Annotated in this window: 14 protein-coding genes; 11 read left to right on the top strand and 3 right to left on the bottom strand. The window is 48.3% G+C overall.

Annotated features, from left to right (window positions below; translation table 11 throughout):
- A partial coding sequence (locus ACXAH1_RS24365; protein ID WP_475200293.1) for a hypothetical protein occupies positions 1-849 on the top strand: 849 nt, incomplete at its 5' end.
- 318 nt (positions 850-1,167) lie between these two features.
- On the opposite strand, the gene ACXAH1_RS24360 is transcribed toward ACXAH1_RS24365, so the two are convergent.
- The 3 genes from ACXAH1_RS24360 to ACXAH1_RS24350 all read right to left on the bottom strand — a co-directional run bounded on the left by ACXAH1_RS24360 (position 1,168) and on the right by ACXAH1_RS24350 (position 3,494).
- Positions 1,168-2,352 carry a vWA domain-containing protein gene (locus ACXAH1_RS24360; protein ID WP_475200291.1) on the bottom strand — a complete coding sequence of 395 codons (1,185 nt, stop codon included), beginning with the start codon at positions 2,350-2,352 and terminating at the stop codon, positions 1,168-1,170.
- 2 nt (positions 2,353-2,354) lie between these two features.
- Positions 2,355-3,188, bottom strand: a complete 834-nt coding sequence (locus ACXAH1_RS24355; RefSeq protein ID WP_475200289.1) for an AAA family ATPase — start codon at positions 3,186-3,188, stop codon at positions 2,355-2,357.
- Between the two features lie 75 nt (positions 3,189-3,263).
- Entirely contained in the window at positions 3,264-3,494 is a 231-nt protein-coding gene (locus tag ACXAH1_RS24350) for a DUF1653 domain-containing protein (protein WP_475200287.1), read from the bottom strand.
- Between the two features lie 48 nt (positions 3,495-3,542).
- On the opposite strand from ACXAH1_RS24350, the gene ACXAH1_RS24345 reads away from it, so the two are divergent.
- From ACXAH1_RS24345 to rpoS, 10 genes are all read left to right on the top strand, one after another.
- Complete coding sequence (locus tag ACXAH1_RS24345; RefSeq protein ID WP_138553394.1) at positions 3,543-4,025, top strand: DUF2947 domain-containing protein; 483 nt, start codon at positions 3,543-3,545, stop codon at positions 4,023-4,025.
- Positions 4,026-4,116: 91 nt separating this feature from the next.
- Positions 4,117-4,764, top strand: coding sequence for a hypothetical protein (locus tag ACXAH1_RS24340; RefSeq protein WP_475200285.1), 648 nt, complete (start codon positions 4,117-4,119; stop codon positions 4,762-4,764).
- Between the two features lie 53 nt (positions 4,765-4,817).
- On the top strand, positions 4,818-5,102 hold the full coding sequence (ftsB, locus tag ACXAH1_RS24335; protein ID WP_010383879.1) for a cell division protein FtsB: 285 nt from the start codon (positions 4,818-4,820) through the stop codon (positions 5,100-5,102).
- The gene (gene ispD / locus ACXAH1_RS24330) at positions 5,095-5,796 is read left to right on the top strand and encodes a 2-C-methyl-D-erythritol 4-phosphate cytidylyltransferase (RefSeq protein WP_475200283.1); all 702 of its coding nucleotides are present in this window, start codon (positions 5,095-5,097) and stop codon (positions 5,794-5,796) included. Before ftsB ends, ispD begins: the two co-directional genes overlap by 8 nt.
- Positions 5,793-6,272, top strand: coding sequence for a 2-C-methyl-D-erythritol 2,4-cyclodiphosphate synthase (ispF, locus tag ACXAH1_RS24325; RefSeq protein ID WP_475200282.1), 480 nt, complete (start codon positions 5,793-5,795; stop codon positions 6,270-6,272). The genes ispD and ispF overlap by 4 nt, the downstream gene beginning before the upstream one ends.
- 1 nt (position 6,273) lies before the next feature.
- The gene (gene truD, locus ACXAH1_RS24320; RefSeq protein WP_475200281.1) at positions 6,274-7,338 is read left to right on the top strand and encodes a tRNA pseudouridine(13) synthase TruD; all 1,065 of its coding nucleotides are present in this window, start codon (positions 6,274-6,276) and stop codon (positions 7,336-7,338) included.
- Positions 7,319-8,068: a 5'/3'-nucleotidase SurE gene (surE, locus tag ACXAH1_RS24315; protein ID WP_138546103.1), complete on the top strand. Its 750-nt coding sequence runs from the start codon at positions 7,319-7,321 to the stop codon at positions 8,066-8,068. Before truD ends, surE begins: the two co-directional genes overlap by 20 nt.
- Positions 8,069-8,073: 5 nt before the next feature.
- Entirely contained in the window at positions 8,074-8,712 is a 639-nt protein-coding gene (locus ACXAH1_RS24310) for a protein-L-isoaspartate(D-aspartate) O-methyltransferase (protein ID WP_475200278.1), read from the top strand.
- Between the two features lie 80 nt (positions 8,713-8,792).
- Positions 8,793-9,620 carry a peptidoglycan DD-metalloendopeptidase family protein gene (locus ACXAH1_RS24305; protein ID WP_475200277.1) on the top strand — a complete coding sequence of 276 codons (828 nt, stop codon included), beginning with the start codon at positions 8,793-8,795 and terminating at the stop codon, positions 9,618-9,620.
- A gap of 52 nt (positions 9,621-9,672) precedes the next feature.
- Positions 9,673-10,656, top strand: coding sequence for an RNA polymerase sigma factor RpoS (gene rpoS, locus ACXAH1_RS24300; protein ID WP_054016062.1), 984 nt, complete (start codon positions 9,673-9,675; stop codon positions 10,654-10,656).
- Positions 10,657-11,476: the final 820 nt, after the last annotated feature.

Below are 11,476 nucleotides of genomic sequence, written 5' to 3'. Positions count from 1 at the left end.
TGGACACACTTCCCTGTGGAGGGCTCCCGGCTCGGCGTCCATGCCTCGCGTTCATTGCGCTGCGAAGCGGTGCTTCGGTCGCAATTCACCCCGCACTTGATGCGGGATCTACCAACAGACCACATCGCAGGCATGACAAATACATCGAAGCAAACCTACTCAGCACTGAAAAACGGGTTTAAATGGATCCCGCATCGCGTGCGGGATGACAATGGAGTTGTTGTTGGAGGTGTGGTAGAGCTGGGAAAACCTGGAGCCGCTGCAGGAAAGCCACACTTTACGTGTAGTAAATACGCCGGCTCAAACATACTCCTTGCTTTCATGATGTATAGAGCGATTTCTGACGAAGTGTCATGTATTTCTCCATTCAAACAGATCTACACTACCGTCATCCCGCACTTGATGCGGGATCTACCAACAGACCACATCGCAGGCATGACAAATACATCGAAGCAAACCTACTCAGCACTGAAAAACGGGTTTAAATGGATCCCGCATCGCGTGCGGGATGACAATGGAGTTGTTGTTGGAGGTGTGGTAGAGCTGGGAAAACCTGGAGCCGCTGCAGGAAAGCCACACTTTACGTGTAGTAAATACGCCGGCTCAAACATACTCCTTGCTTTCATGATGTATAGAGCGATTTCTGACGAAGTGTCATGTATTTCTCCATTCATACAAATCCATACTATCGTCATCCCGCACTTGATGCGGGATCTTCGAACAGGCCACACCGTTAGTATGAGTTGCACTGAAATTCGACAATCATTGTCAGACTTCAATCAAGAAAAGCTGGATTCGAAAGAAGTAGGCTTTTTTGCGTTTATGTCATTTATAGAAGCGTGTAGATAGAGCTGTGTTGTCTATTCATCCATGAAGCTTGGTCCCATCGCGCATCTCGATAATTGCTCCTGCATTATTCTACTTCCCCACATCCATGTGGGTCCCTGCGCTCACCTCTTCGAACTGCGAAGCGTTGCTTCGGTTTCTCATCGCCCTTTGCGCATCTCGATAATTGCTCCTGAATTATTCTACTTCCCCACATCCATGTGGGTCCGTGCGCTCACTTCCTCGAACTGCGAAGCGTTGCTTCGGTCGCAATTCACCTTTGCGCAAAGTAAATGTACTCGCGCTGCTCGCTATCATTGTACTTTGCACTTTGTACTTTTATTAGCTTAGCTCTTTAATTGCTTCACTAAGCCCATCTAAGGTTAATGGAAACATGCGGCCAGCCATCAGCTCATCGATCAGGCCAATCGACTGGTAGTAGGGCCAGTGGGCTTTCGGCTGTGGATTGAGCCAGGCAACTTTATCAAAATGCTGAGTTAGCCTTTGTAACCACACTGATCCGGCCTCCTGATTCCAGTGCTCAACACTGCCACCGGGGTAGGCTATTTCATAGGGGCCCATGGTGGCATCACCGACAAAGATCAGACGGTAATCCCGGCCAAAGCGGTTGATCAGCTGGTGTGTATCGAGCAAGGTGTTATCCAGCCTGTCGTTATCCTGCCAGACATGTTCGTACACACAGTTATGGAAGTAGAAAAACTCAAGGTGTTTAAACTCGCTGTGTGCAGCGCTGAATAGCTGTTCACAGATCTGGATGTGATCGTCCATCGAGCCGCCAATATCGAACAGCATAATGACGTTGACAGCATTATGCCGCTCAGGGGCCATTTTCACATCCAGCATACCGCCTTGCTTAGCCGTAGCCCGGATGGTTTCATTCAGGTCAAGTTGATCGCTGGCGCCACTGCGGGCAAATTTACGCAACTGTTTGAGTGCCAGCTTGATAGTGCGGTTACTGATGTCACTGTCTGCGTCAAGGTTGCGATACTGACGTTTATCCCAGACCTTGACTGCACGGCGGTGGCGACTGCCGTCCTGGCCAATCCGGACACCCTCAGGGTTATAACCATATGCCCCAAAAGGAGAGGTACCGCCAGTCCCCACCCATTTGTTGCCACCGGCATGTCGTTTTTGCTGTTCTGCAAGCCTTTGTTTTAAGGTATCCAGTAACTTGTCGAGTCCACCCAGAGCTTTCAACTTGGCTTTTTCTTCTTCACTCAGATGCTTTTCAAGCTCTTTACGCAGCCAGTCCTGAGGCAGGGCGTTTTGCTGTAACTGGCTGAACAGATCCAGAGACTCAACCCCTTCAAAGTAATCGGCAAAGGCACGGTCAAACTTATCAAACTGAGTTTCGTCTTTGACAAAGATGGTTTTGGCCAGATGGTAAAACCCGTCGATATCGGCAAAACACACGCCTTTATCCAGTGCATTGAGGCAGTCCAGTAGCTCCCGCAGGCTGGCTTTCACCCCATAGTGTCTAAGCGTGAATAGAAAGTCGATCAACATGATCAGCGCTTACCTAAAAAGGCCAGTTTCTCAAGTAAAGTGACGTCCTGCTCGTTTTTCAGCAGTGCACCAAACAGGGGCATCAATCCGCCTTTATGGCTGCGGTCCTGAAGTGTTTCTGGATCTATGTCTTCTGCCAATAATAGTTTGAGCCAGTCGAGCAGCTCACTGGTACTGGGCTTTTTCTTTAATCCTGCCACGCTGCGCAAGTCAAAAAAGACCTCTAATGCCTGTTTCACTAAGCGTGGTTTGATGGCCGGAAAGTGCACATCAATGATTGCCTGTATTTCTTCCTTGTCTGGGAAATCGATATAGTGGAAGAAACAACGACGTAAAAACGCATCGGGCAGCTCTTTTTCGTTGTTGGAGGTGATGATCACGATAGGGCGAACCTGCGCTTTAACCTGCTCACCGGTCTCATAAACATGAAACTCCATGCGATCCAGTTCAAGCAACAGATCATTAGGGAACTCTATGTCAGCTTTATCGATTTCATCGATCAGCAGGACAGGACGTTTGGCCTGAGTAAAGGCCTGCCACAGCTTGCCCTGAATAATGTAGTTGCCAATATCATGTACGCGTGCGTCACCCAGCTGGCTGTCACGCAGGCGTGATACAGCATCGTACTCGTACAAGCCTTGTTGTGCTTTGGTCGTCGATTTAATGTGCCACTGAATAAGCTCTGTATCCAGACTTTTTGCCAGTTCTTCAGCCAGCAGGGTTTTACCTGTGCCAGGCTCCCCTTTGATCAGTAATGGTTTTTCCAGGATCACAGCTGCATTCACAGCTTGTTGCAGTGCCGTGCTGGCAATATAGGACTCGGTACCTTTGAACATAAACTTCTTAACTCTGGTCTGATGAGTGATAGAATCCCAGTGTGCCACAGCGTGTTAGGGCAGTGCAAATGCTCATCATTCGGCGACTCCCAGATACGTAAACCGTGGGCGCTGCTGGCCATCTACTTCGACCATTTCACAGAACATGCTAAGTGGCCTGACCCAATGATCGAAGTTGCCATAGAGTGTTTGGTATACCACCATGGCTTCTTCTGTTTCACTGTGTGTGGCAACAAATAGCACCTGATATTTCGGGCCTTTGTAATGTTGATAAATGCCGGGTTTGAGTTCTTTGTTCACGGTCATAGCTCCAATTAGGTATAATGTCAGCGTTTTAATTAATAGGTATCAGACATGAATTATATTGCGCTCGATGCGTTCAAGAAAGCCTGGGTGTTTCGTCATCAGGATTTGCCCATTGATGAGGCCGACCTGGCTCGGATCAAGCCGATGACTGAGCAACGTGCGGCGGTACTGTGGACCACTATGGTAAGTCGAGAGCAGGATCATCCCGACTTTTTTACGCCCCATGACTGGCCAGGTAAAGAAGAAAACTGGCAGGAAAGCCTGGACTGGGAAGGGCCGTGGGAAGCCGGTGAAGCAACCCTGCCAGACACCATTTGTGACTTTTTAAATTGGGAAGACAACACCACAGTGTACTTTTGTATGTCGCGAGAGTTGATCATTGAAACCCAGTTTGATGTGTTTAAGCGGACCTGGCAGAACTTTATGTTTTTGGCGGATGGCAGCCTGTTGCTGGGTAAGAAGCGCGATACGGCGGTGATGTTCAGTGAATCCGGAGAAGCCAGGCTCGGTAAGCGGCCTAAAAATCCGTAAGGTCTTGGCGACCCGTTAGCGGTGGCTTTCATATTCGTGCGCTATATTTAACCGTGTGGTCGTGATATAACCTCTGTGTAAAGGAGGCATTTTGAACAGTCAAGGTCACACTAAGCAACAAAGCACGATATGGCAGGATGAAGCAACCCGGCTGGCGTATGCTGAGCTGGCAAATGTTTTCTACGCGCGTGAAATACCGGGCCTATCTGCTGAACCCGATCTGGACCGTCTGCAAAGGCGGCTAAGTAGCCTGCCTTACTATGTTGAGCGAGCCGCGACACATATTGTGCTCGGTGAAGTTCCCCTCGAACTGGATAGCCACAACGGCTGCTGGCTGGCCAGGCAACGTAAATGCCCCCAATGGCACTGTAATGAAGCCAAAGCTTATTATACAACACATGCCTCTGTTGGTTTGGTGGTGCCTGTCATGGTCGTCGACAGTGGTATTACTTGTGTGCATTTAGATACGCTGGATCAGACTCGCGACGGGCGTTGGCATTGTAACCAGTTTGGTTGGTTTGACTGTTCAGGTAATGCAATTGATGAAGAGCAAATGGCCGGTTTACCTGCAACGCGCTATTTACTCAAACCAAGTAAAGCGTTAATGACCGCTGCCTGTTGTGGTCACCGCTGGCATTATCATAAAATACTACCGCCCAGAACGCTGGGTTTACGCGAAATGTTACTGGCCAGCAGTGTGAACTGGGCAAACGTTAGAAAAAAACAACAACGCAAGTAGTGCACATTGCCAGGTGCAATGCATGATCCTGTAAAGCAATTAAGGTAGCCCGAATGCGATATTTTCAACTTGCATTGCTATGTCTGTGTGCATATACCCAATATAACTTGTGGTTTGGGCACAATGGTCTTGAAGACTTCAGGCGTATCAAAACAGCCGTAGACAAGCATCAGGCTGCCAATGCCGATCTGGCCAAACGCAATAAATTACTCAGAGCGGATATCGAAGATCTGAAGCTTGGACTCGAAGGGGTAGAAGAGCGTGCTCGTCACGAACTGGGTATGATCAAACCCAACGAAACCTTTATCCGCGTACTGTCAAAGAAGCACGATGAATAAATCAACTACAATTGCAGCGGTTGTTCCTGCTGCTGGCGTTGGGGCCAGAATGGGACTGAACCACCCTAAACAATACCTTAAAATTGGCGACAAAACCGTGCTTGAGCATACGCTCAATAAACTGGCTGCACTGCCACAGTTAAACCAAATCTTCGTGGCGGTAAGCGAAACCGATGGCTATTTTAGTGAGTTGTCACTAGGTGGACTGAACGTGAGGCGAGTTACGGGTGGAAAAGAACGTGCCGACTCTGTTCTGAATGCCTTGCTGGCTATGCAGAGCACGCCACCGGATTGGGTGTTGGTTCATGATGCTGCCAGACCTTTGGTAGAAGTAAGTGATATCACCAATCTGATTGAGCAATGCTTAGCGCATCAGGAAGGCGGCATTTTGGCAAGTAAAGTCAAAGATACCATTAAGCGCGGTACCAGTCATAGCGAAGAAACTGTGCCACGAGAGACCTTATGGCAGGCGCTGACACCCCAGTTTTTCCCATATCAGCAGCTGCTGAATGCATTGCAGCAGGCACTGCAAGACCAAGTTCAAATCACCGATGAAGCGTCGGCCATCGAGCATGCTGGGCTGCCGGTTCGATTAGTCAGTGGCCGCTCAGACAACATTAAAATTACCACACCGGAAGACTATGCGCTGGCCAGTTTTCTGATGTCACAACAAAGTAAAGAGAGGTCACTATGATTCGCATAGGTCACGGGTTTGATGTTCATAAGTTCGGTGGTGAAGGCCCGCTGACGATTTGTGGTGAGAAGATCCCTTATACACAAGGTTTTATTGCACACTCCGATGGTGATGTCGCTATTCATGCCGTGTGTGATGCGTTACTCGGTGCGCTGGCTCTGGGTGATATTGGCAAACACTTTCCCGATACAGCGGCTGAGTTTGAAAACATCGACAGCCGTATCCTGCTGCGTAACGTCATGGAGCAAGTTAGTGAGCTGGGTTATCAACTTGGTAATCTGGATGTAACCATAGTGGCTCAGGCTCCCAAAATGCGTCCGCATATTGACGCCATGCGTGCGAATCTTGCGGCGGACTGTAATGCCGACATTGGCCAGGTTAATGTCAAAGCGACGACCACCGAAAAGCTGGGGTTTGAAGGCAGAAAAGAAGGCATTTCCAGCCATGCTGTGGTGCTGCTGACGAAGGTGGCTTAGTGTGAAAACCTGTGTATCTGAGCTCAATTACTTATATGGTGAACCGCAGGCGCATGCTGACTTTAAATCTCAGCCTGAAGATTTTATGGTTGATGAAATCCTCGACATTGAATTTACCGGGGAAGGCGAACACGTCTGCTTGCAGATTGTGAAGAAAGGCGAGAACACCGCCTTTATTGCCCGTAAGCTGGCCGAGTTTGCCGGCGTAGCGCCAAGGGATGTCAGCTACGGTGGACTCAAAGACCGTCATGGTGTCTGTACTCAATGGTTTAGTGTCCCGGTGCCAATTAAGCAGTCACGGGATTTCAACGAACTTAACAGCGATAGCCTGTTTGTGCTTAAGCAGATTCGTCACAATCGAAAATTACGTACCGGATGTCACAAAGGTAATCGTTTTACCATCACACTACGTAATGTCAGTGAACCACTGGATCTGTTGTCACGCGTTAACGCAGTGCGCCAGGGGGTGCCCAATTATTTTGGTGAGCAGCGCTTTGGTCATGATGGCTATAACCTGGAAATGGCACAAAGATTGTTTGAGGGAGAGCGGATCCGTGATAAAAAATTACGAGGTCTGGTGATCTCGGCCGCACGCTCACATATTTTTAATCAGCTGGTTTCAAGGCGGGTTGCAGAACATGGTCTGGCAAAGACCTGGCACCGTGAAGTTTTTATGCTCAGTGGCAGCAATGCGTTCTTTGAAGAAGACATCAGTGATGAGTTGATAGTTCGGCTGCTTGAAGCGGATATTGTGTTGTCTGCTCCTTTACTGGGTAAAGGCGAAAAAGGCCTTACCGCACTTGAGATAGAGTGGCTCAAACCCTTTGCTGAATGGTGGCAGGGACTGGGCACTTTAGGGCTTAAAAATGAGCGCAGGGCGCTGCGGGTGATACCCGAAAACCTGCAGGTAAAATCCCTGGATGCCACAACAATTCAGCTTAGTTTTGATTTACCTAAAGGGTGCTATGCCACCGCGATACTGCGTGAACTGGTTCATCATGAGGATGTCAGCCATCGCAACTACGATAAAAAAGGAAGCAACCAAGATGAAGATACTGCTCAGTAACGACGATGGGGTACATGCAAAAGGCATTGACGTACTCTACAAAGCATTGTGTGAAATTGCTGAAGTTGTGGTAATTGCGCCCGACCGTAATTGTAGTGGTGCAAGTAATTCACTGACACTGATAAACCCATTGCGGGCAACGACACTGGATAATGGCTTTGTAAGTGTCAACGGAACCCCCACCGACTGTGTGCATCTGGGAGTGAATCAGCTACTCGATGAAGCCCCGGATCTGGTGGTAGCTGGTATCAATAACGGCGCCAACCTGGGCGACGATACGCTTTATTCGGGTACCGTTGCTGCCGCGACTGAGGGTCGCCATCTCGGTTTACCTGCCATTGCTGTATCACTGTGTTCAAAACGTGAAGCACACTATGAAACTGCGGCGGCTGTTACGGTGAAACTCATCAAAGCACTGAAAAGCCACCCACTGCCCAAAGATCAGATCATTAATATCAATGTGCCAGATATCCCCCTGTCCGACTTAAAAGGTATGCAGGTGACTCGTCTGGGTGCCAGACATAAAGCCGAAACGATGACCCGGCAGCTGGATCCCTGGAACAGAGATGTCTATTGGTATGGTTCGCTGGGCCAGGAGCTGGATGCCGGTGAAGGTACAGACTTCTACGCTGTTAAACAAGGCTATGCGGCCATCACACCGCTGAAAGTAGATATGACGGCACATGAAAGCCTGGATTCTCTGTCAAGCTGGATAGCCGCTCAGGAGTAAGTACATTGCTCAAAAACTATAAACGCAGCGCGGAGGCATTGGTTGCAACACTCGCGCGCCATGGTATCAACGACCCTGAGGTACTGAATTGTCTGGAGATCACACCCCGGCATCTGTTTGTTGATACTGTGCTGCAACACAAATCCTATGAAAATACGGCACTGCCGATTGGACAGGGGCAAACGATTTCTCAGCCTCTGGTGGTTGCGCGAATGACCGAGCTGCTGCGCCAGGCCGGGGTAGTTAAAAAAGTGCTGGAGGTTGGCACTGGCTCTGGGTATCAGACGGCCGTGCTGGCTCAGCTGTTTGACGAGGTGTACAGCATTGAACGGATCAAAGCACTACAATGGCAGGCAAAACGTCGCTTACATATGTTGGATCTGTACAATGTTGCTATGAAGCATGGCGATGGCTGGCAGGGCTGGGCCTCGAAAGGCCCCTATGAGGGCATTATAGTAACCGCTGCGGCGGTACAAGTACCTCAGGCGCTGTTGGATCAGCTTTGTGATGGGGGCGTGATGGTGATCCCTGTTGGTGAACAGCATCAGATCCTCACCATGTACCAAAGGAAAGGTCAGCAGTTCATTGAAAATAAACTGGCAGAGGTACGTTTTGTTCCTTTAATTCCGGGTGCACTGAGCTAGACTTGACAAAAAAAGCGAGAAAATCCAGTTGAGTATGCTAAAGTGGATGGTCGAATTAACAAGCGGAAAGTAATCAAGGCATGAATCGGGCGCGCATCAATACTCTTTTGCTATTGTGCTATTTTCTGGCCGCATGTACCACGCCGCATTCCCCCGCTCCGGTTGTGAATCTCTCCAAAGGTAAGACCAGTTATAAACAAAAAATTCAAATAAAAAATAATCAATATAAGGTTAAAAAAGGTGACACTTTGTTTGCTATTGCTTTTAGTGCAAATAAGGATGTTAGGACTGTTGCCAAAATCAATAAAATTAAGCCTCCCTACACCATTTTCCCCGGTCAGATAATCTCATTAGACTATCCAAAAAAGACGTATAAAGCGTCTAAAAAGCAGTCAGAACAAACCGCAAAATTAACTGATAAAAAACAAAAAAATAACATTTCACCGAAAAAAGAGCTTGATCGACCTAAGCAACGAGAGTATGTTCAAAAGCAAGCCAGCGAAAAATCCAGTCATACCAAACAGTTGTCAAATAATAAGGTACGATGGCGCTGGCCCGCAGTTGGTAAGGTGACCCGACGTTTTTCTGTCAAAGAAAACGGCTATAAGGGAATTCAGATTACAAATAAAAAGGGAACATCTGTTAAAGCTGCGGCAAATGGCGTTGTTGTATATGCAGGGAGTGCGTTACGGGGATACGGCAATTTAATCATACTTAAACACACAGATGATTATCTGAGCGCGTACGCCCACAATTCCAAATTGCTAGTAAGAGAGCAGCAGCAAGTTAAAGCTGGGCAAAAAATTGCCGAAATGGGAGATACAGACGCGACATCTGTTGCGTTGCGGTTTGAGATCCGTTATAGGGGACAAGCCGTAAATCCTGGTAGGTACTTGCCTAAAAAATAGCCTATCGACGTAATGATGGAAAACTGTCACTTATTCGCTTGGGGGGATGCTTATGGCTCAAACAGCAAAATTGAATAGTAAAGTAAATCCAGAATTGGACGAGAAGTTTGAAGATGTTTCAGTAGAGGAGCCCAAAACGGAGCTGCTCGAAGATATAGAAAATGATGAAGAACTTTTCGCCAAGGACGACAGCGTTAAGAATTTGGATGCAACCCAATTGTATCTGGGAGAAATTGGCTTTTCGCCTCTGCTCAGTGCCGAGGAAGAAGTGTACTTCGCACGTAAGGCGCTGAAAGGGTGTGAGGCGTCACGTAAACGTATGATCGAAAGTAACCTGCGACTGGTTGTAAAAATTGCGCGGCGTTACAACAATCGGGGACTGGCGTTGCTTGACCTGATTGAAGAAGGAAACCTAGGCCTGATCCGAGCCGTTGAGAAGTTCGATCCGGAACGAGGTTTTCGCTTTTCTACTTATGCGACCTGGTGGATCCGTCAGACCATTGAGCGGGCCATAATGAATCAGACTCGTACTATTCGCTTACCTATCCATGTGGTCAAAGAGCTCAATGTGTACCTCCGTACAGCACGTGAACTGACTCAAAAACTGGATCATGAACCGACTGCGGAGGAAATCGCAGAGTCACTCGACAGACCGGTTGAAGATGTCAGTAAGATGTTGCGTCTGAACGAGAAAATTACGTCTGTGGACACGCCTATCGGCGGGGATAATGACAAAGCGTTATTAGACATTATTGCTGACGAGCGTGGTTACGAGCCGGAAAGCGAAGTTCAAAATAAAGACATTAACCGCCATATCGTTGACTGGCTGGGTGAATTGAACCCGAAACAAAGAGAAGTGCTTGCACGTCGTTTTGGCCTGCTGGGGTATGAGCCATCAACTTTGGAAGATGTGGGCCGTGAAATCGGCTTAACCCGTGAACGTGTGCGTCAAATTCAGGTTGAAGCACTACGCCGTTTAAAAGACATCCTGCAGCATGAGGGCTTGAGTACAGATAGCTTGTTCGAACAAATGTAAGTGGAATAGCGGCGCATGTAACCTTTTCTCCTGTATTCTGAGCGCTGAGTAGCCACGTTATCGTTGAGTCATTCCGTAGTTTGAATGACTCTCGAATATCCTCCCAGAACACACTCACCTGCACTGCTTTATATTTCTTTAGCCCAGTCAGACGTCAGATAATAAATCAGAAACACCTTGTTATAATGAACGTATTAAGCGCTCAGGCTGTGTAATTCGATTATTCATAAAGAGGTATTCTCCTCCGATATATGGCTCTGTACAGCACATCTCACTTGCTTTGATAGTCAGCAAAACCCTGAATTCATAAATTAATCACCCCGACCCTGATAAGGCACGCCATCCTGTGCTCAAATTGCCTCAATCTCATATTCAAAACCCCATCATCCCAGCCTCCGAGCCGGGAACCATTCCAAATACAACACACATACCACAGATAGTAACGAGAGGTGTTTTGCATCTGAGTAATTCCATCTTGCGGAGTCGCCTGTGAGTAGATCCCGTGTCGAGCACGGGATGACTGGGAGGGGGCGTAGGACAACGGAGCTGGCGTTTAGATGGCGGAGTGCATGATGTACTCAATTATTTCGCACTCAAAACCCTGTCATCCCGGCTCCCGAGCCGTGAACCACCCAAAAGGCAATACGCTCAGCGAATCTAGTATATCTTGTCAGCATCCCAAGCCCGCTATTCTGCACTCAAAGCCTGTCATCCCGGCCTCCGAGCCGGGAACCACCCAAAAGGCAATACGCTCAGCGAATCTAGTATATCTTGTCAGCATCCCAAGCCCGCTATTCTGCACTCAAAGCCTGTCATCCCG

The organism is Pseudoalteromonas sp. AWH4_217, assembly GCF_056161105.1.
This window is presented reverse-complemented; position numbering and strand designations above follow the sequence as displayed.